Raw genomic sequence first — 18,878 nt, forward strand, 5'->3', positions numbered from 1 at the left:
GCCTTGCAGCTTGAGGGCAAACACGTTCTCGTCGCGGGCGCGGGCGTCACCGGGAAATCGGTCGTCCCCGTGCTGCGCGAACTGGGCGCGCGGGTCACGGTCACCGACGGCAACGCCGAGCGGCTCGCCGAACTGGAGGACCTGGACGCCGAGCTGGTCCCCGGCCTCACTGAACCGCCGGCGGACACCGCGCTCGTCGTGACCAGCCCCGGCTGGCGGCCGACGTCCCCGCTGCTGGTCGCGGCGGCCGAGGCGGGCGTCGAGGTGATCGGCGACGTCGAGCTGGCGTGGCGGATCGGGCAGCTGCGCGAGCATCCGCCCGCGTGGCTGGTCATCACCGGCACGAACGGCAAGACGACCACGGTCGGGATGCTGGAGTCGATCCTGCGCGCGGCCGGCGCGGACGCGGTGGCCTGCGGGAACGTCGGCTATCCGGTGCTGGACGCGGTCCGCGGCGGGCACCAGGTGCTGGCCGTCGAGCTGTCGAGCTTCCAGCTGCACTGGTCGTCCACGATCGCGCCGGACGCGTCGGTGGTGCTGAACCTCGCCGAGGACCACCTCGACTGGCACGGCTCGATGGAGGAGTACGCCGCCGCGAAGGGCCGCGCGCACGAGCGTTCGCGCGCCGTCGTGCACAACGTGGACGACCCGTGGTCCGCGCGGATCGCCGAGGAGCACGCGCCGGACGGCGCCCGGCGGATCGGGTTCGTGCTCGACACCCCGCGCGCCGGCGAACTGGGCCTGGTCGAAGACCTGCTGGTGGACCGTGCTTTCGGGGCCGACCCGGAGACGAGCGCGGAGGAACTGGCCGAGATCGCCGACGTCCGCCCGGCCGGACCGCACAACCTCGCGAACGCGCTCGCCGCGGCCGCGCTCGCCCGCGCGCACGGCGTGACTCCGGAGGCGGTGCGCGCGGGGCTTCGCGCTTACGAGCCCGCGCCGCACCGCGCGGTGGAGGTCGCCGAGGTCGGCGGAGTCCGCTACGTCAACGACTCGAAGGCCACCAACCCGCACGCCGCGCTCGGCTCGCTGCTCGCGCACGAAAGCGTGGTCTGGATCGCCGGCGGGCAGCTCAAGGGCGCGTCGGTGGACGAGCTGGTCGCCGCGGTCGGCGGACGGCTGCGCGCCGCCGTGCTGCTGGGCGTCGATTCACCCGTGATCGAGGCCGCTCTCGCGCGACACGCGCCGGATGTCCCGGTCAACCGCCTCCTTCCGGGTGACGATGAGCCCATGACTGCGGCGGTGAATGCGGCCAGCGCCCTGGCTCGTCCTGGTGACGTGGTGCTCCTCGCGCCCGCCGCCGCCTCGCTGGACATGTTCTCCGGCTACGGAGCGCGCGGCGACGCGTTCGAAGCCGCGGTGCGTGCTCTGGACGACGGCGCGGCGGGGGCGGCGGATGACGGTCGTTGACGGAGACAAGCCCCGGCCGCGGCGCGTCCGCAAGGAAAGCCCGTTCGTCGCGCTCCGGACCGCGCTGACCGCCTGGCTGTCGCGGCCGCTGGCGTCGTTCCACCTGGTCCTCGCGCTGACCGGCATCCTCACCGTGATCGGCGCGGTGATGGTGCTGTCCGCGTCGTCGGTGGCCTCCTACAACCCGAAGACCGGCAGCGGCGTGTACGCGCTGTTCTTCCGGCACCTGATGTTCGTCGCGATCGGCGGGATCGTGTTCTGGGTGGGCCTGCGGGTCCGGCTCGAGCGGGTCCGCCGGATGTCGGCGACGATGACGGTCGCCTGCCTCGGCCTGCTGCTGCTGGTGCTGACGCCGCTCGGGTCGACGGTGAACGGCTCGCAGGGCTGGTTCAAGCTCGGCGTGTTCACCTTCCAGCCGGTCGAGGCGGCGAAGGTGGCGCTGGCCTTCTGGGGCGCGCACATCCTGGTGATCAAGTACAACGTGCTGCACCAGTGGCGGCATCTGCTCGTCCCGGTCGTCCCGGTGGCGCTGCTGATGTTCGCGCTGGTGATGCTGCAGCCCGACCTCGGCGGCACGATCACCCTCGCGGTGGTGCTGCTGGGCCTGCTGTGGTTCGCCGGCGCGCCGAAACGGCTCTTCGGGGTGATCCTCGCCGGCGGCCTGAGCGGCGTGCTGGTGCTGGCGATCATCGCGCCCTACCGGCTCGCGCGGGTGATGTCGTTCCTGTCGCCGGACGCGGACACCTCGGCCGAGGGGTTCCAGGCGAACCAGGCCAAGCTGGCGCTCGCCGACGGCGGGCTGTTCGGCAAGGGTCTCGGGCAGGGCGCGTCGAACTGGGGCTACCTGCCGAACGTGCAGAACGACTTCATCTTCGCGCTGATCGGCGAGGAACTGGGCTTCGTGGGCTGCGCGGTCGTGCTGGCGCTGTTCGCCGGCGTGGCCGTCGTCGGCCTGCGCATCGCCACCCGCAACATCGACCCGTGGATCCGGATCGTCGCGGGCACCCTGACGGTGTTCCTCGTCGCGCAGGCGGCCATCAACATCGGCTACGTGGTCGGGCTGCTGCCGGTCACCGGCGTCACGCTGCCGCTGATCTCCTACGGCGGCACGTCGCTCGTGATCACCATGCTCATCATGGGCGTGCTGGCCAACGCCGCGCGGCACGAACCCGAGGCGGTGGCCGCACTGCGCTCGCACGGGCCGGGTAAATTCGGACGCCTGCTGCGGCTGCCCGCGCCCGATCCGTACCGCCCGCCGTCCACCCGCAAGGGAACGCGCGGAGCGGGGACCGGGACGAGGGCGGCCCGGCCGGCGCCGCGTGCGGCCCGGCCCGCACCGGCACAGGAACGCCGCCGGTCGGCGCGGCGGACTACAGCGAACCGCGGTGCCCGGAGCACCGCGAACCGGAGAGGTCATCGGTGAGCAAGCCCGTCAAGGGAACGCAGCGGTCGGCAGCGGGCCGGGCGCCGGTCGTCGTGGTCGCGGGCGGGGGCACCGCCGGGCACATCGAGCCCGCGCTCGCGCTGGCGGACGCAGTGAAGCGGCTGCGCCCGGACGCCGAGGTGATCGCCCTCGGCACGGAACGCGGACTGGAGAACAAGCTCGTGCCCGCGCGCGGGTACCCGCTGGAGCTGATCCCGCCGGTGCCGATGCCGCGCAAGCCGACGCCGGAGCTGCTCCGGCTGCCGCTGAAGGTGCGCGATTCGGTCCGCCGCACCCGCGAGGTGCTCGACCGGGTGCACGCGGACGTCGTGGTCGGCTTCGGCGGCTACGTCGCGCTGCCGGCGTACCTCGCCGCGCGCGGCCGCACGCCGATCGTGGTGCACGAGGCGAACAAGTCGGCCGGGCTGGCCAACAAGGTCGGCGCCCGCTTCGCGTCCCGCGTCGCGGTCGCGGTGCCGGGCACGCCGCTGCCGAAGGCCGAGGTGGTCGGCATTCCGCTGCGCCGCTCGATCACGTCGCTGGACCGGGCCGCGCTGCGCGCCGAGGCCCGCGAGTTCTTCGAGCTGGACCCGGACGCGCCGACGCTGCTGGTGTTCGGCGGTTCGCAGGGCGCGGCGTCGATCAACTCGGCGGTTTCCGGTGCGGCGAAGGACTTCGCCGAGGCGGGCGTCGGCGTGCTGCACGCGCACGGCCCGAAGAATTCCCTTGTGGTGCAAGAGTTTCCCGGCCGCCCGCCGTACGTGCCGGTGCCGTACCTGGAGCGGATGGACCTGGCCTACGCCGCGGCGGACGCGGTGGTGTGCCGGTCCGGCGCGATGACCGCGGCCGAGGTGTCCGCGGTCGGGCTGCCCGCGGTGTTCGTCCCGCTGCCGCACGGCAACGGCGAGCAGGCGGTCAACGCCCAGCCCGCGGTCGACGCCGGCGCCGCGCTGATGGTCGCCGACGCCGACCTCACCGCGGAGAAGGTCGCCGAACTGGTGATCCCGCTGGTGACCGACGCCGACCGGGTCGCCGCGATGAGCGCGGCCGCCGTCGGGCTCGGCCACCGCGAGGCCGACGAGACCCTCGCCCGCATCGTTTTGGAGGCCGCCGGTGCCTGACACGCCCGAACTGCCCGCGCAGCTGCGCCGGGCGCACCTGATCGGGATCGGCGGGGCCGGGATGTCCGGCATCGCGCGGATCCTGCTCGCCCGCGGCGCCGCCGTGTCCGGGTCGGACGCCAAGGAATCGCGCGCGCTGCTTTCGCTGCGCGCGCAGGGCGCGACGCTGTTCGTCGGCCAGACCGCGGAAAATCTCGGCGAACTGGCCGAACCGCCGTCGGCCGTCGTGGTGTCGACCGCGATCAAGGAGACCAACCCGGAACTCGCCGCGGCCCGCGAGCGCGGCATCCCGGTGCTGCACCGCGCGCAGGCGCTGGCCGGGCTGATGGCCGGGCACCGCGTCGCGTGCATCGCGGGAACGCACGGCAAGACGTCGACCACGTCGATGCTCACCGTGGCGCTGCAGAACTGCCGGATGGACCCGTCGTTCGCGATCGGCGGCGACCTCAACGAATCCGGGGCGAACGCGCACCACGGCGAGGGCGGCGTGTTCGTCGCGGAAGCCGACGAGAGCGACGGTTCCTTCCTCACCTACACGCCGTCGGTGGCGGTGGTGACGAACGTCGAGCCCGATCACCTCGACCACCACGGCACCGCCGAGGCGTACGTGAAGGTGTTCAGCGACTTCGTCGGCCAGATCGAGCCGGGCGGGCTGCTGATCGTGTGCGCGGACGACGAGGGCGCGGCGCGGCTCGGCGACGAGGCTGCCGCCGCCGGAGTACGGGTGCGTCGCTACGGCCGTGCCGCTTCCGGCGAAGGCGACGTGCGTGTGCTCGACTACACGCCCGCGCCGGACGGCGGCGTCGTGCGGATCGCGCTGGACGGCGAAGAACACGACCTGCGGGTCGCGGTGCCGGGCGAGCACATGGCGCTCAACGCGGTCGCCGCGCTGCTCGCCGGGCTCGAACTCGGCGCGCCGCTGGACGGCATGGCCGCCGGGCTCGCCGCGTTCGGCGGGGTGCGCCGCCGGTTCGAGTTCAAGGGCCGCGCGGGCGACGTCCGGGTGTACGACGATTACGCGCACCACCCGACCGAGGTCGCCGCGCAGCTGCGCGCGGTGCGCACCGCGGCGGGCAGCGGACGGGTCGTCGTCGTGTTCCAGCCGCACCTGTACTCGCGCACGCAGACTTTCGCCGCCGAGTTCGCCGAAGCGCTGTCGCTGGCCGACGAGGTCGTGGTGCTCGACGTGTTCGGCGCGCGCGAGGAGCCGGTGCCGGGCGTGACCGGTGCGCTGATCGCCGACCGGGTGACCGTGCCGGTGCACTACCAGCCCGCCTTCGACGTGGCCGCCGGCCTGGTCGCGGACCTCGTCCGGCCGGGCGACCTCGCGATCACCATGGGCGCGGGCGACGTGACGCAGCTCGGCCCGGAGATCCTGGCCGAGCTGGACCGGAGGGCCTCGGGAGCATGACCGAGACCCGGCAGCGCCGTCGCTCGCCCGCGCCTCGTGCGGGCGAGGAGCAGCGTGCCGCCCTGGCCCGGGAACGCCGCGGGCGGCGGACCGAGGAGGAACGCCAGCGCACCCGCGCCCGCACCTCCGCGCGTTCCGGCCGCTCGACGCGGGCTTCCGCGCGGAAGTCCCGGCCCTCGCGCGGCAAGGAGATCCGCCGTCGCTGGGTCGCGCTGCTGACCGTGGTCACCCTGGTCGCGCTGGGGTACCTGCTGTTCTTCAGCTCGCTGCTCGCGGTGAAGACGATCGAGGTGCAGGGCGCGAAAACCGTGTCGGCGGACCAGATCCGCGCGACCGCCGCGGTGCCGCCCGGGCAGCCGATGCTGCGCGCGGACGTCGACGGGATCCGCGACCGGGTGGCGCAGATGCCGGGCATCGCGACGGTCGACGTGTCCCGGTCGTGGCCGACGACGCTGGAGATCGCGGTGACCGAACGGACCGCGATCGCGTTCTTCGACAGCGGTCCCGGCGGCGACGGGGTGCACCTCGTCGACGGCGGCGGGGTCGTGTTCAAGACAGTGAAGACCCGGCCGGTCGGCTTGCCCGAGCTGAAACTGCCGAAGGTGTCGGTGGACGACCCGGTCACCCGCGCGGTGACCGCGGTGCTCGGGGTGCTGCCGGAGCAGCTGCTGAAGCAGACGAAGACGGTCACCGCGCAGACGCCGGCGAGTGTCGAGTTCACGCTGTCCACCGGCAAGACGGTGCGGTGGGGGAACGCGGAGAACACCGACCGCAAGGCGAAGGTGCTGGCCGCGCTGCTGACGCAGCAGGGGAAGATCTACGACGTTTCCGCGCCGGAGTTGCCGACTATCACCTCGTGAGTGCCGGGTTCTCACCGGCATCAACGCTCACGAGGCGCGGGACCTGGTGACGCAGCCTGCGCGCGGCGGGAGCAACTCGTGCGGGCGGGCGCGGGTGTGCGGGGAGGCAGACGTCGTTCTCATTGGCATTGCCATGCGCGAGATTTTCGTGGCGCGGACTTTTCGTATGGCGTACGCTTGTTGAGTTCGTACGCCATACGAGAAGGTGGGGGCATGACGGTTCTGGTGACGGGTGCGACGGGCAACGTCGGGCGGCTGGTGGTCGACGAGCTGGTGGCTCGCGGGGTGCCGGTGCGGGCGTTGACCGTGGATCCGGAGCGGGCGGCGTTGCCTGGCGGGGTTGAGGTGGTGGTCGGGTCGTTGGCCAAGCCGTCGACGTTGCCTGCTGCGTTGGACGGGGTCGAGGCGGTTTATCTGGCGCCTTATGCGCGGACTGTTTCGCGGTTTTGCGAACTGGCTGCGGGGGCTGGGGTTCGGCGGGTGGTCGCGTTGTCCGGGTCCAGCGTGGGGGATACGCATCCGGCTTCCAGCGGGCATGGGTTTGCCGCGGTTGAGGATGCGGTTCGGGCTGGCAGGTTTGCGTGGACGTTTTTGCGGCCGGGGGCGTTCATGATGAATTCTCTGGGGTGGGCGTCTTCGATTCGGGAGCGTGGGGAGGTTCGGTCGGTTTATCCTCGGGCTACTCAGACACCTATTGATTTGGGGGATATTGCTGCGGTCGCTGCTCAGGTGTTGGGTAGCGAGGGGCATGTGGGGCGGGTCTATGAGTTGAGTGGGCCGGAGGGGATTTCTCTCGAGGCGATGGCTGCGGCTATTGGCGGTGCGTTGGGGAAGACGCTGCCGTTTGTGGAGTTGACTCCGGAGGAGCAGGTTGCCGAGTGGATCGGGGCTGGGTATCCGGAGGGGGTTGCTTCGTGGTTGCTGGAGAATTTCGCGGTTACTGATCGGGAGCCGCAGGTGCCTACTGGGGTGGTTGAGGAATTGCTGGGGCGGTCGGGGGTTTCTTTTGCTGAGTGGGCGAAGGGTAATGTGGCTGCGTTTTCCTGAGGTGGCGGCTCGTCGCCTGGCGGCGACATTGCGCCGTGAGTGGTGAGACGGGGCACCCCGATTTTTGAGTGTGACTACGGCGCGGGGGTGCTTGTCAAGGCGGGAAAGATGCCTTGACAAGCACCCCCGCGCCGTGTTTTGGGCTTCGTATCGGGGGCGGGGGAGGTGTGGCTGCCTCGATGGGTTGGGTGTGCTGGCTGCGGTTTGTGTGTGTCCGTTAGTCGGCTTGGTCGATGAGGTCTAGGTCTCGGACGCAGAAGCCGTGGTGTTCGAAGGTTTCGTTGAGCACTGTGCGTAGGCATTGGCGTACTGTGCGGCCTCTTGAGTAGGGCGGCCAGACGTCGTCGTCGGGTACTGGGGCGGGGGCTGCCAGCTCGGCGGCGGTGATCTCGTTCAGCCAGGTCTCTAGTTCGGCGGTTTGTGCGTCGCGCACGGTCGCGATTTCGTCCAGGGACGGAGTTGCCGAGAGGTTCAGGCCGTGTGCTTCGCGGTAGGGCTCGACGGCCGGGCCGATGCCCATGGGGGTGAAGAGTGCCGTCGAGCCTCGGCAGCAGCGGCGGAACCAGGAGTCGTGGACGAAGACCAGGTGGCGCATCGTTTGGGCGGCCGACCATTCGTCGTTCACGCTGCGGTGTTCGATGCCTGGGGTGCGGCGGATGCGCTCGATCGTCGTGGTCCAGTCGGCGCGGAGTTTGCGTGCTGCTTCGCGCAGGTCGGCAAGGTCGTCGGAGCGGATCAGTACTCGCACTGGGTGGCGGCGGTCCAGCTCTGCTTCGACGTAGCCGCTGACTTCGACGCCGTTCACCACGAGGTTGGAGACGAGTCCGTCGATCACGGCGTCCTGCATGACCACGCCGATCAGGCGCGCGCCGGTCAGGTCGCATTCGCGGAACTCCGCGTCGTGCAGGTCTTCGTCGACATGCTTTTTCATGACCCGCATCGTAGGAGCGGCCACCGACAAAACCGGGTGCCGCGAGTCGTGCGGGGGGAACGTCGTGAGGGGAACCCTGACGGAATCGGATTCCGTCGGGGTTCCCCTCGCGAACTACGGTCAGGCCAGTGCGGCGTCCAGGGTGATGGTGGTGCCGGAGAGGGCCTTGGAGGCCGGGCAGGTCTGTTCGGCGGTCTTGGCCAGCTCGGCGAACTGGTCCGCGGTGACGCCGTCCAGTTTCGCGCGCAGGGTGATGGCGATGCCGCTGATTTCGAAACCGCCGCCGTCGGCCGGGCCGAGGGTCACTTCGGCGGAGACGTCGATGTACTCGGCTTCCAGTTTCTGGGACTCCAGCACGCCGGAGAGGTTCATCGCCAGGCAGCTCGAGTGGGCCGCGGCGATGAGTTCCTCGGGGCTGGTCTGTCCGTCCGGGTCGCCCGCGCGGGTCGGGAAGGACACCTCGTAGGTGCCGAGGTTCGACGAGTCGAACGTGACCTCGCCCTTGCCTTTCTGCAGTCCGCCGGTCCAGTGGGTGGTCGCGTCGCGGCTGGGCATCGCTGTCTCCTTCGAAACGGTTGGGGGTGCTGCTCCCATGAAGGTAGTGCGCAATTACATTGCGCGCAAGTTAAATCGCGAAAACGGGTGGCCGGGTGCGGCAGACTGCGAACTGTGACCGATGCTCCTGAACGTCCCGACCCGCCGATGGCGGGGGACGAGCGCACCCAGCTCACCGGCTTCCTCGACTTCCTGCGCGCCAGCGTGGTGTGGAAATGCTCCGGCCTCACCGACGAGCAAGCCCGCCGGACGCACGTGCCCAGCGAGCTGACCACGATCGCCGGGCTGCTGTGCCATCTCACGCTCGTGGAGAACTACTGGTTCCGCGTCGTGCTCGACGGGCAGCCGGACGAGTGGGCGGACCGGCTCGAGATCGACCGGGACGCTGAGTTCCGGCTCGCGCTGGAACTGCCGATGACCCAGCTGATCGCCGACTACGAGGCGGAGACCGAGAAATGCCGCGCGGTCGTGGCGGCGCGAGGGTTCGACGACACAGTGCTGTTCAAGGGGGACAAACCGCTCACGGTGCGTTGGGTCGTCACGCACATGATCGAGGAGACCGCGCGCCATCTCGGGCATCTTGACCTGCTGCGCGAGCTGACCGACGGTCTCACCGGGGAATGAGCCTCGAACTGCTGCGCGCGACCGTGGCGTGGACGTGCTCCGAGCGGTCTTTGGACGATCCGGTGGGGTTCGCGGGCGACCGGCTCGTGACGGTGGGGACCTAGCGGCGTCTCGAGTTGCTGCGCGGGCTCATCGGGGAGTGAGCTTTTTCGGGGGAAGCGGGACGAAACCGCTGGTGCGGGCGATGTAGTCGGCGTAGCCGGGGCGAGTGTGCCGCATGCCTTTTTCCAGCATGGGCTTGCCGGTGCCGCGGGCGAGGGTGAAGGTCATCGCGACCGGGGACAGGATCGTCGCCGCGCCGGGCCACGTCGAGCAGGCCAGCAGGTAGAGGCCCCACCAGACGCAGGCGTCGCCGAAGTAGTTCGGGTGCCGGGTGTAGCGCCAGAGGCCGGTGTCGAGGACTTCGCCGCGGTTGGCCGGGTTCGCGCGGAAGCGGCGGAGTTGCTCGTCGCCGACGGTTTCGAAGGCGAAGCCGACCAGCCAGACCGCCACGCCCAGCCAGGCGGTGACGCCGAAACCCGTGCCGGACATGGCGAATTGCACGGGCAGCGAGACGAACCACAGGACCACGGCCTGCATCAGGTAGGTCCGCACGAAGATCCGGACGCCGGGGTTCGGGCCGGCGCGTTCGGCTATCTGCTGGTAGCGCGGGTCTTCCGGTTTGCCGCGGTTGCGCAGGTGCAGGTGGACGGCCAGCCGGACGCCCCAGACGACGGTGAGCGCGGCCGTCGTCAGGCGCAGGGCGAGCGGGCCGGTGCCGAACGGGAACGAGACCACGGCGACGAGGGCGAAACCTAAGCCCCAGAACGTGTCGATGGTGTCGTAGCGGCGGCGCAGGCGCGCGATGCCGAAGGTCACGGTGACCGCGACCAGGGTGACTCCGCCGGTGAGGGCGAGCAGCGCGATCATGCCCACTCCCTCGTCCACGGCAGGGCGGAGCGGCCGGTCGCGTCCGGGCGCACCGCGAGGATCTGGTCCACGCCCATGCGGTTCTCCTCGAAGGCGAGCGCGCCGCCGACCAGGTACAGCCGCCAGACCCGGGCGCCTGCCTCGCCGATCAGCGCGACGGCCTCGTCCCAGTGCCGCTCCAGGGTGTCTGCCCACGCTCGCACGGTCGGGGCGTAGTGCTCGCGCAACGCGTGCACGTCGCGGATTTCGAAGCCGGCGGTTTCGAGGTGGCCGAGGGTGCGGCTGAGCGGACGCATGGTCATGTCGGGGGCGATGTAGCGCTCGATGAACGCGCCACCGCCGGGTGCGACCGCTCCGCGCGACATTTGCTGCAGCAGCAGGCGTCCGGTGGGTTTGAGCATCAGGTACAGCGTGCTGGCGTAGGTCGGGTAGTTCTCCTCGCCGACGTGTTCGCCCATCTCGACGGACGCTACGGCGTCGAAGGACTCCCCGGCGAGTTCCCGGTAGTCCTGCCGCCGCACTTCGACGCGGTCGTCCAGATCGTGCTGCGCCAGCCGCGTTTTGACGTGCTGCACCTGCTCGGCGGAGATGGTGACGCCGACCGCTTCGACGCCGTGGTGCTTCGCCGCGTGCACGAGCAGCGAACCCCAGCCGCAGCCGACGTCGAGCAGGCGCATGCCCGGCCGCAGGCCGAGTTTGCGGCAGATCAGCTCGAGTTTGTCGTGCTGGGCGCGGGCGAGATCGGCGGTTTCGGACCAGTAGCCCGAGGAGTACGCCATCGAATCGTCCATCAGCAGCTGGTAGAAGGCATTCGACAGGTCGTAGTGGTGCGAGATCGCGGAGCGGTCCCGGCCGAGGGTGTGCAGCTTCCCGCGCAGCCGGGCCTCTTCGGCGGGCGGTTTCGGCGGCAGGCCGAACACCCCGAGCCGGGCGGCCAGGCGGACCGCCTCGCCGAAGTCCCGTGCGGAGAGGTGCGGGCGGTAAGCCCAGGCGCGGCGGAAGCCCTCGGTGAGATCGCCTTCGACGTCCAGGTCGCCCGAGACGTAAGCGCGGGCCAGGCCCAGTTCACCAGGGGAGTACAGCAGCCAGCGCAGGGCGCGGCGGTTTTTCAGGACGACGGTCGGCCCGGCCGGCCCCGCCTGGTGCCCGTCCCAGGTGCGGACGGCGACCGGCAGCGGGCCGCCGAGGACGCGTTCGGCGAAGTCGGCGAGTCGATGGGCTGCGGATTTCGGCATGCGGGGGATTCGGAGCCGAGGTTCGCGCGGATTGGTACCAATCCGGCCGGGCCGCCGCGCCGAATGCCTTCCGTGCACCACACCACGGGACAACGCATCGCTGTCATCGGCAGCGGGGTCGCCGGCCTCACCGCCGCGTACCTGCTGCAGCGCCGCTACGAGGTTCTGCTGTTCGAGGCCGACGACCGGCTCGGCGGCCACGCCCACACCCACGACGTGCCGAGCGCGCACGGCGGGACGGTCGCCGTCGACTCCGGGTTCCTCGTCCACAACGAGCGCACCTACCCGACGCTGCTGCGGCTGTTCGGCGAACTCGGCGTCCGCACCCGCGAGACCGAGATGTCGATGAGCATCCGCTGCGACGGCTGCGGTCTGCAGTACGCCGGGGCGAAAGGCGTGCGCGGGTTGTTCGCGCAACGGAGCAATGCCGCGTCCACGCGCTATCTGCTCATGCTGGCGGAAGTGAAGCGGTTCCACCGGCACGCCGCACGACTGCTGGCGCGTCCCGAGGCCGGCGACGTGCCGCTCGGCGCGTTCCTGGCGATCGGCGGATATTCACGGTATTTCGTGGACCATTTCGTGCTGCCGCTCGTGTCGACCGTGTGGTCCGCCGATCGCACCGACACCATGCAGTATCCGGCGCGGTACCTGTTCGAATTCCTGCGCAACCACGGAATGCTCAGCGTGCGGAATTCGCCGACGTGGCGGACGGTTGTCGGCGGTTCGCGGGAGTACGTCGAGCGGGCGGCCAAGCAGTTGACCGCGGTGCATTTGTCCACTCCGGTTCGCGCGGTGCGGCGGACCGCGCGCGGCGTCGAGGTGCGCGACGATGCCGACACGGCGCACCGGGTCGACCGAGTCGTGGTCGCAACCCACGCGGATCAAGCGCTGCGACTTTTGCCGGATCCCACTGCGGCCGAACAGAAGCTGCTCGGTGCTTTCCGCTACTCGCGCAACGAAGCTTGGCTGCACACCGATCCCGCCGTGCTGCCGACCGTGCCGGGTGCCCGGTCCTCCTGGAATTACCGGACGCCCGGCTGCGGGGCGGATCTGCGCGCTGTCCAAGTCACGTACGACCTGAATCGCTTGATGGGCCTCGACGAAGCGACGACCTACGCCGTCACTCTCAATCCGAGCGTCGGCCTCGATCCGGACGCGGTGGTCGCGAAAATGTCCTACGAACATCCGATCTACACGCCGGAATCCGTTGCCGCGCAGCGGAACCTGGCGGAGTTGAACGACGGCGTCCTCGCCTACGCCGGTGCTTATCAAGGCTGGGGATTCCACGAGGACGGCTGTTCCTCCGGCGTCCGCGCCGCGGCCAGTTTCGGGGTGATCTGGTGACCGCTCTCTACGACGCCACCGTCGCGCACGTCCGCCGGGCCGACCCGCCGTACTCCTTCGCGCACCGGATGTACCTGTGGCGGACCGAGCTCGACGACCTGCCGCGGCTGCCGTGGTGGCTCCGCCCGTTCGCGCGCTTCGACGGCCGCGACCACTTCGGCCGGGACGAACCCGGCGACATCCGGTCCAAACTGGACGCTTGGCTCGCGCACCGAGGGGTGGACTTGCGCGGCGGGCCGGTGACGATGCTCGCGTCGGCGCGCGTTCTCGGGTACGTGTTCAATCCGATCACGGTCTACTGGTGCCACACGCCGGACGGCGCGCTCGCCTGCGTGGTCGCCGAGGTGCACAACACCTACGGCGGCCGGCACGCCTACCTGCTCCGGCCCGGGGACGAGCTCCGGGCGGAGAAGGAGTTCTACGTGTCGCCGTTCCAGGAGATGGCGGGGGAGTACCGGATGCACCTGCCGCGGCCGGACGCGCTGCTGGCGTTGACCGTCGTCCTGCAGCACGACGGAGACGCCGCCCTGACCGCTACGCTGCGAGGAGTCCGCCGTCCGGTCGGGATCCGCACGCTCGCGCGCTTCCTGCTGGGCAGGCCGCTGCAACCGCAGCGCGTCGCCGCGCTGATCCGTCGCCACGGCCTCGCGCTGTGGCGGCGCAAGGCCCCGCTCGCCGCCCGGACCGGACAGAACACGGCAGGAGCCCTCCATGGATGAGAGCGCACGCCCGGCGGACCGGCTCTCGGCGGTGCCGCCGACGAGTGCCGAGGATTTGATGGCGCTGGTCGCGAAGGGGGACGAACGCGCCTTCGAACGGCTCTACGATCAGCTCGCCGGTCCCGTCTACGGGCTCGTCCGCCGCATCGTGCGGGACCCCGCGCAGTCCGAGGAGGTCGCGCAGGAGGTGCTCGTGGAGCTGTGGAAGACCGCGACGCGCTATTCGCCGGGGAAAGGCAGCGTCTTGAACTGGGCGATGACTCTCGCGCACCGCCGCGCGGTCGACCGGGTCCGGTCGGCGCGGGCGAGCACCGAACGCGAGCGGAAAGCGACCTTCGAGGCCGCGCGCGGACGGCCGTTCGACGAGGTTGCCGAATCCGTCGCGACCCGCCTGGAACGCTCGCAGGTGCGGCGCTGCCTGAAGACGCTGACCGAATTGCAGCGGGAATCCGTCCTCCTGGCCTACTACCAGGGCTATACCTATCGCGAGGTCGCCGACGTGCTGGACACGCCGCAGGGGACGGTCAAGACCAGACTGCGCGACGGGTTGATCCGGTTGCGCGACTGCCTGGGGGTGACGGCGTGAGCAGCCCGGAGATGCACACGTTGGCCGGCGCGTACGCGCTCGACGCGCTGTCGGAGGTCGAGCGGGCCCAGTTCCGCCGTCACCTCGAACAGTGCGAAGCCTGCGCGCAGGAAGTACGGGAACTGAGCGAGACCGCGGCCCGGCTCGGCGCGGCGATGGACGAGCAGCCGCCGTCCGGTCTCAAGGACCGGGTGCTGGCGGAGATGCGCACGACGCGCCAGCTGCCGCCGCGGACCGGCGCCGCGGAACCGCGTCCGCGCGGGCCGCGCCGCTGGCCGATGCTCATCGCCGCCGCGGCGGCCGTCATCGGGCTCGCCCTGGCCGGCGTGTTCGGCGGGATCGCGCTGCACACCAGCAGCCAGCTGAACAGCGCACAGTCCGAATTGGACGCCGCGCGCGACCGCTACGCGCCGGTGGCCGAGCTGCTCGCCGCGCCGGACAGCCAGACGTCGCACGTCGCGTCGCCGCGCGGAGGCGGCGGGACCGTGGTGGTTTCGCGGAAGCTGGACCGCGTGATGTTCATGCAGTCCGGGCTGCCGCCGGTGCCGTCCGGGCAGGTGTACGAGGCCTGGCTGATGGGCCCGGACCTCGCTCCGCGTCCGGCCGGTCTGCTGCCGGGCGGCCCGTCGGGTTCGCTGGTGGTGGCGGACGGATTGGCCGGTGCGCAGCAGTTCGCGGTGAGCGTGGAGCAGGCGGGCGGGTCGCCGTCGGGGAAGCCGTCGAAGGACGTGGTCCTGGTCGCTTCGGTGCCCGCATAGCAGACCGCGCGCCGGGCCTCGCGGCGGGTTCCGGCCTTGCGCGCGGCTTCGCGTTGTGGCAAAACACCTTTGCCGCTCACGGCGTGGCTACTGGATTAGAGCTTGCGCGGCGCCTACCGTCCTGCCTTGACGCCGGTGGTTGACATAACTCTCACTCTCGGGTTGAGGTTGAGGGTTTCCGGCCCCGGCGGGCGGCATGTGCACATCACGATCAGGAAGGCGGACCCGATGACGCCCCCGCACAACTACCTTGCGGTGATCAAGGTCGTCGGCATCGGCGGCGGCGGCGTGAACGCCGTGAACCGGATGATCGAGGTCGGCCTCAAGGGTGTCGAGTTCATCGCGGTGAACACCGACGCGCAGGCACTGCTCATGTCCGACGCCGACGTCAAGCTCGACATCGGCCGGGAACTCACCCGCGGACTCGGCGCCGGAGCCGCCCCCGAGGTGGGGCAGAAGGCGGCCGAGGACCACCGCGAGGAAATCGAAGAGGTCATCAAGGGCGCCGACATGGTGTTCGTGACCGCGGGCGAGGGCGGCGGCACCGGCACCGGCGGCGCGCCGGTCGTCGCGCAGATCGCCCGCAAGCTCGGCGCGCTCACGATCGGCGTGGTGACCCGCCCGTTCACCTTCGAGGGCAAACGCCGCGGCAAGCAGGCCGAGGACGGCATCCAACAGCTGCGCAACGAGTGCGACACGCTGATCGTGATCCCGAACGACCGGCTGCTGCAGCTCGGCGACATCGGCGTGTCCCTGATGGACGCGTTCCGCTCCGCCGACGAGGTGCTGCTCTCCGGTGTCCAGGGCATCACCGACCTGATCACCACGCCGGGTCTGATCAACCTGGACTTCGCCGACGTCAAGAGCGTCATGTCCGGCGCGGGCTCCGCGCTGATGGGCATCGGCTCCGCGCGCGGGGAGGGACGGGCGATACAGGCGGCGGAGAAGGCGATCAACTCGCCGCTGCTGGAAGCGTCGATGGACGGGGCGCACGGCGCGCTGCTGTCCATCGCGGGCGGATCGGACCTCGGGCTGTTCGAGATCAACGAGGCCGCGTCGCTCGTGCAGGAATCGGCGCACCCGGACGCGAACATCATCTTCGGCACGATCATCGACGACTCCCTCGGCGACGAGGTCCGCGTCACGGTGATCGCGGCCGGCTTCGACGCGGGCGCGCCCACCCACAAGAAACTCGACCCGCCCGCGTTCGGCGGCAAACAGGGCAACGGCACCGCGTCCGCCGCGGCGGGCCAGGTCGGCGGCGGTTCGGCCGCGCAGACCCCGCCGCAGACCGGGGCCACTCCGGTGCCGCCCGCGGGCAGTTCCGGCTACCCGGTCGCGCCGCCGCGGACCCCGCCCTCAGGCCTGCCGCAGCCGGGCACCGGCACCCCGCCGGGCGGCCTTCCCCAGCCGGGCGGCGGCTCGCGGGGGTATTCGCCGATCGGTTCCGGTTCCGCGACGGGCGGTCTGCCGAGCCGCCCGACGACGGTGCACGACGACCCGACCGACGACGACGTCGACGTGCCCCCGTTCATGCGGCGGTAAGCAAGGACTCGCGAGCAACGGCCGCCCCGATCTGGTCGGGGCGGCCGTTGCCGTGTCCGGACCTTCGTGGGTGTTGGCGCCGGTTCTCGCCGGGGCCGCCGCTCGCGACGCCGTCTGGCGGTGCGGAAGCTCGGGACTTCCAGGGGTGTCGTGCGCAATGGCTCCGGCGAGAACCGGGACCGCCGCTCGCGAGACTCGCATCAGCGGCCGCCGCGGTTTTTGGCAGGATGGCGGGGTGCGAGTACGACGAGTGGTCACGACCAGGGCGGGCGGGGCTTCCCGGCCGCCGTACGAGAGTTTCAACCTCGGCGACCACGTCGGCGACGACGCGGGCGACGTCTACGCCAACCGCAAGCGGCTGGCGGCCGAACTCGGTCTCGCCGAGGACAAGCTGGCCTGGATGGAGCAGGTGCACGGCCGTACCGCGACCGTGGTGGACGGCACCGAGACCGCCGCGGCCGAAGCGACCGACGCGCTGGTGACCGACCGTCCGGGCGTCGCGCTCGTGGTGCTGGTCGCGGACTGCGTCCCGGTGCTCATGGCGGATCCGGAAGCGGGCGTCGTCGCCGCGGTGCACGCGGGCCGGGTCGGCGCGCGCGTCGGCGTGGTTCCCGCCGCGCTGGAGGCGATGCGCGATCTCGGCGCCGAACCGGGCCGCGTCGAAGCGTTGCTGGGCCCGGCCATTTGCGGCGACTGCTACGAGGTCCCGGCCGCGATGGCCGCGGACGTCGAGAAACACCTGCCCGGCAGCGCGTGCAAAACGCGCAAGGGCACGACCGGCCTGGACCTGCGCGCCGGGCTCTGGCAGCAGCTGGCCGACCTCGGCGTCGGACGCGTCGGCGCGGATCCGCGCTGCACGGCGGAGGACAAGACGTTGTTCAGCTTCCGCCGCGACGGCACCACCGGCCGCATCGCCGGCATCACCTGGCTTGAAGAGGAGAAAGCGTGACCGAGGACCCGGCAGAGAAGCGGCGGGCGGAGCTGGCGGCGGCGCTGGCCGCGGTCGAGGAGCGCATCGCGAACGCCTGCGCCGAGGCCGGCCGTTCCCGCGACGAGGTGCGGTTGCTGGGCGTCACCAAGACCTTCCCGGCGAGCGACGCCGCGCTGCTGACCGACCTCGGGCTGCTGAACCTCGCCGAGAACCGCGACCAGGAAGCCGGTCCGAAGGCCGCCGAGGTCGCGCAGCTGCGCCCGGACGCCGCGCCGCGCTGGCACATGGTCGGGCGGCTGCAGCGGAACAAGGCGCGTTCGGTCGTGCGCTGGGCGGCCGAGGTCCAGTCGGTCGATTCGGCGCGGCTCGCCGACGCGCTCGCCCGCGCGGTCGCCGCCGCGCAGGAGGCGGGGGAGCGGACCGGACCGCTCGACGTCCTGGTCCAGGTGAGCCTCGACGGCGACGTCGCGCGCGGCGGGACCCCGCTCGAGGAGCTCGACGCCCTCGCCGACCGCATCGCCCACACGGGGGAGCTGCGACTGCGAGGCGTGATGGCGGTGGCCCCGTTAGGGGAGGACCCGGGCACTGCTTTTGCCCGCCTGTCCCACGCAGCGGAAAGAGTCCGCGCCCGGCATCCCGAAGCGGCTGACGTGTCCGCCGGAATGAGCCATGATCTGGACCAGGCGATCCGGCACGGCTCGACGTGTGTGCGTGTCGGAACCGCGTTGCTCGGCGGGCGCGGTTTAGCCTCGCCGTAGGGAGTCCGCCCGGTGGTCACGTTTCGTGTCCGGCCGGGCGGGGCACAACGGTGCGGGAGCGGCAAGGGCTAGGGAGAGGCTATGAGCGCGCTGCAGAAGCTGAAGGCCTACTTCGGGATGGTGCCCGCGGACGAAGACGGCTACGACGACGGTTACGACGACTACGACGACGGCTACGACCAGCCGCCGGCGCGGTCCCGGGCGCGCTACCGCGACGTCGAAGAGGCTTACGACGAACCGGCCGCGCGCGTGCGGTCCCGGTCGATGGCGGCCGAGCCGGCGACGCACGGCGCGCTCGCCGTGGACCGCCAGCCGGAGCCGGTCGCCCGGCTGCGCCCGGTCGCCGAACCGGTCGCCGCGCCGGCGAGGGACCCGCTCAGCCGGATCACCACGCTGCACCCGACGAGCTACATCGAGGCGCGGGCGATCGGCGAGCACTACCGCGAGGGCATCCCGGTGATCATCAACCTCACCGAGATGGACAACGCGGACGCCAAGCGGATCGTGGACTTCGCGGCGGGCCTGGCGTTCGCCGTGCGGGGGTCGATGGACAAGGTCACCAACAAGGTGTTCCTTCTCTCACCGCCCGACGTGGACGTGACCGCCGAGGACCGCAGGCGGATCGCCGAGGGCGGATTGTTCCTGCGCGGGTGAACGGGAACGGACCGCTGGGCGCAGCCAGACGTGATTTTGTCGACTATGTCGCCCTCA

General features: G+C 71.1%; 19 protein-coding genes. 15 read left to right on the forward strand and 4 right to left on the reverse strand.

Annotated elements, in window-relative coordinates; all coding sequences use genetic code 11:
* Positions 1 to 3 precede the first annotated feature (3 nt).
* The 6 genes from murD (at position 4) to DMP23_RS10900 (ending at position 7,272) form a co-directional block, all read left to right on the forward strand.
* Complete coding sequence (murD, locus tag DMP23_RS10875) at positions 4 to 1,410, forward strand: UDP-N-acetylmuramoyl-L-alanine--D-glutamate ligase (RefSeq protein ID WP_134728573.1); 1,407 nt, start codon at positions 4 to 6, stop codon at positions 1,408 to 1,410.
* Positions 1,397 to 2,833, forward strand: a complete 1,437-nt coding sequence (ftsW, locus tag DMP23_RS10880; protein WP_037812789.1) for a putative lipid II flippase FtsW — start codon at positions 1,397 to 1,399, stop codon at positions 2,831 to 2,833. The genes murD and ftsW overlap by 14 nt, the downstream gene beginning before the upstream one ends.
* Positions 2,830 to 3,954, forward strand: coding sequence for an undecaprenyldiphospho-muramoylpentapeptide beta-N-acetylglucosaminyltransferase (gene murG / locus DMP23_RS10885; RefSeq protein WP_275295789.1), 1,125 nt, complete (start codon positions 2,830 to 2,832; stop codon positions 3,952 to 3,954). The genes ftsW and murG overlap by 4 nt, the downstream gene beginning before the upstream one ends.
* Entirely contained in the window at positions 3,947 to 5,365 is a 1,419-nt protein-coding gene (murC, locus tag DMP23_RS10890; RefSeq protein WP_337820951.1) for a UDP-N-acetylmuramate--L-alanine ligase, read from the forward strand. Before murG ends, murC begins: the two co-directional genes overlap by 8 nt.
* On the forward strand, positions 5,362 to 6,225 hold the full coding sequence (locus DMP23_RS10895) for a cell division protein FtsQ/DivIB (RefSeq protein ID WP_337820952.1): 864 nt from the start codon (positions 5,362 to 5,364) through the stop codon (positions 6,223 to 6,225). Before murC ends, DMP23_RS10895 begins: the two co-directional genes overlap by 4 nt.
* 213 nt (positions 6,226 to 6,438) lie before the next feature.
* Entirely contained in the window at positions 6,439 to 7,272 is an 834-nt protein-coding gene (locus tag DMP23_RS10900; RefSeq protein ID WP_337820953.1) for an NAD(P)H-binding protein, read from the forward strand.
* A 217-nt stretch (positions 7,273 to 7,489) separates the two neighbouring features.
* On the opposite strand, the gene DMP23_RS10905 is transcribed toward DMP23_RS10900, so the two are convergent.
* Both DMP23_RS10905 and DMP23_RS10910 read right to left on the reverse strand, forming a co-directional pair.
* On the reverse strand, positions 7,490 to 8,203 hold the full coding sequence (locus DMP23_RS10905; RefSeq protein ID WP_337820954.1) for a DinB family protein: 714 nt from the start codon (positions 8,201 to 8,203) through the stop codon (positions 7,490 to 7,492).
* Positions 8,204 to 8,323: 120 nt separating this feature from the next.
* Positions 8,324 to 8,758 (reverse strand): OsmC family peroxiredoxin, encoded by a 435-nt coding sequence (locus tag DMP23_RS10910; protein ID WP_337820955.1) that lies wholly within the window; start codon positions 8,756 to 8,758, stop codon positions 8,324 to 8,326.
* A 114-nt stretch (positions 8,759 to 8,872) separates the two neighbouring features.
* Here DMP23_RS10910 and DMP23_RS10915 point away from each other — a divergent pair, with 114 nt between their 5' ends.
* Positions 8,873 to 9,382: a DinB family protein gene (locus tag DMP23_RS10915; protein ID WP_134669168.1), complete on the forward strand. Its 510-nt coding sequence runs from the start codon at positions 8,873 to 8,875 to the stop codon at positions 9,380 to 9,382.
* Between the two features lie 129 nt (positions 9,383 to 9,511).
* Here the strand turns inward: DMP23_RS10915 and DMP23_RS10920 are convergent, their stop codons facing one another.
* Together DMP23_RS10920 and DMP23_RS10925 are read right to left on the reverse strand one after the other, a co-directional pair.
* Positions 9,512 to 10,291: a DUF1295 domain-containing protein gene (locus tag DMP23_RS10920; RefSeq protein ID WP_337820956.1), complete on the reverse strand. Its 780-nt coding sequence runs from the start codon at positions 10,289 to 10,291 to the stop codon at positions 9,512 to 9,514.
* Positions 10,288 to 11,526, reverse strand: a complete 1,239-nt coding sequence (locus DMP23_RS10925; protein ID WP_337820957.1) for a cyclopropane-fatty-acyl-phospholipid synthase family protein — start codon at positions 11,524 to 11,526, stop codon at positions 10,288 to 10,290. Before DMP23_RS10925 ends, DMP23_RS10920 begins: the two co-directional genes overlap by 4 nt.
* Positions 11,527 to 11,589: 63 nt before the next feature.
* Between DMP23_RS10925 and DMP23_RS10930 the strand changes: the two genes are divergently transcribed.
* From DMP23_RS10930 to DMP23_RS10965, 8 genes are all read left to right on the forward strand, one after another.
* Positions 11,590 to 12,870, forward strand: coding sequence for an NAD(P)/FAD-dependent oxidoreductase (locus DMP23_RS10930; protein WP_337820958.1), 1,281 nt, complete (start codon positions 11,590 to 11,592; stop codon positions 12,868 to 12,870).
* Positions 12,864 to 13,589, forward strand: coding sequence for a DUF1365 family protein (locus tag DMP23_RS10935; protein ID WP_037812784.1), 726 nt, complete (start codon positions 12,864 to 12,866; stop codon positions 13,587 to 13,589). Before DMP23_RS10930 ends, DMP23_RS10935 begins: the two co-directional genes overlap by 7 nt.
* Positions 13,582 to 14,175: an ECF RNA polymerase sigma factor SigK gene (sigK, locus tag DMP23_RS10940; protein WP_037812427.1), complete on the forward strand. Its 594-nt coding sequence runs from the start codon at positions 13,582 to 13,584 to the stop codon at positions 14,173 to 14,175. The genes DMP23_RS10935 and sigK overlap by 8 nt, the downstream gene beginning before the upstream one ends.
* Positions 14,172 to 14,933, forward strand: a complete 762-nt coding sequence (locus tag DMP23_RS10945; protein ID WP_337820959.1) for an anti-sigma factor — start codon at positions 14,172 to 14,174, stop codon at positions 14,931 to 14,933. The genes sigK and DMP23_RS10945 overlap by 4 nt, the downstream gene beginning before the upstream one ends.
* A gap of 228 nt (positions 14,934 to 15,161) precedes the next feature.
* Positions 15,162 to 16,478 carry a cell division protein FtsZ gene (ftsZ, locus tag DMP23_RS10950; protein WP_043838482.1) on the forward strand — a complete coding sequence of 439 codons (1,317 nt, stop codon included), beginning with the start codon at positions 15,162 to 15,164 and terminating at the stop codon, positions 16,476 to 16,478.
* Between the two features lie 235 nt (positions 16,479 to 16,713).
* Positions 16,714 to 17,427: a peptidoglycan editing factor PgeF gene (pgeF, locus tag DMP23_RS10955; RefSeq protein WP_337820960.1), complete on the forward strand. Its 714-nt coding sequence runs from the start codon at positions 16,714 to 16,716 to the stop codon at positions 17,425 to 17,427.
* The gene (locus DMP23_RS10960) at positions 17,424 to 18,167 is read left to right on the forward strand and encodes a YggS family pyridoxal phosphate-dependent enzyme (protein ID WP_337820961.1); all 744 of its coding nucleotides are present in this window, start codon (positions 17,424 to 17,426) and stop codon (positions 18,165 to 18,167) included. Before pgeF ends, DMP23_RS10960 begins: the two co-directional genes overlap by 4 nt.
* 81 nt (positions 18,168 to 18,248) lie before the next feature.
* Entirely contained in the window at positions 18,249 to 18,821 is a 573-nt protein-coding gene (locus tag DMP23_RS10965; RefSeq protein ID WP_037812419.1) for a cell division protein SepF, read from the forward strand.
* Positions 18,822 to 18,878 lie beyond the last annotated feature (57 nt).

Source organism: Amycolatopsis sp. A1MSW2902 (assembly GCF_017312175.1).
Classification (GTDB): Bacteria; Actinomycetota; Actinomycetes; order Mycobacteriales; family Pseudonocardiaceae; genus Amycolatopsis; species Amycolatopsis nivea.

Excerpts from the sequence above, each read along its gene's own strand:
- DMP23_RS10895 (WP_337820952.1), top strand. The coding sequence starts at position 5,362 with ATGACCGAGACCCGGCAGCGCCGTCGCTCGCCCGCGCCTCGTGCGGGC.
- DMP23_RS10920 (WP_337820956.1), bottom strand. The coding sequence starts at position 10,291 with ATGATCGCGCTGCTCGCCCTCACCGGCGGAGTCACCCTGGTCGCGGTC.
- DMP23_RS10905 (WP_337820954.1), bottom strand. The coding sequence starts at position 8,203 with ATGAAAAAGCATGTCGACGAAGACCTGCACGACGCGGAGTTCCGCGAA.
- DMP23_RS10910 (WP_337820955.1), bottom strand. The coding sequence starts at position 8,758 with ATGCCCAGCCGCGACGCGACCACCCACTGGACCGGCGGACTGCAGAAA.
- DMP23_RS10900 (WP_337820953.1), top strand. The coding sequence starts at position 6,439 with ATGACGGTTCTGGTGACGGGTGCGACGGGCAACGTCGGGCGGCTGGTG.
- DMP23_RS10965 (WP_037812419.1), top strand. The coding sequence starts at position 18,249 with ATGAGCGCGCTGCAGAAGCTGAAGGCCTACTTCGGGATGGTGCCCGCG.
- ftsW (WP_037812789.1), top strand. The coding sequence starts at position 1,397 with ATGACGGTCGTTGACGGAGACAAGCCCCGGCCGCGGCGCGTCCGCAAG.
- sigK (WP_037812427.1), top strand. The coding sequence starts at position 13,582 with ATGGATGAGAGCGCACGCCCGGCGGACCGGCTCTCGGCGGTGCCGCCG.
- DMP23_RS10930 (WP_337820958.1), top strand. The coding sequence starts at position 11,590 with ATGCCTTCCGTGCACCACACCACGGGACAACGCATCGCTGTCATCGGC.
- DMP23_RS10925 (WP_337820957.1), bottom strand. The coding sequence starts at position 11,526 with ATGCCGAAATCCGCAGCCCATCGACTCGCCGACTTCGCCGAACGCGTC.
- ftsZ (WP_043838482.1), top strand. The coding sequence starts at position 15,162 with ATGACGCCCCCGCACAACTACCTTGCGGTGATCAAGGTCGTCGGCATC.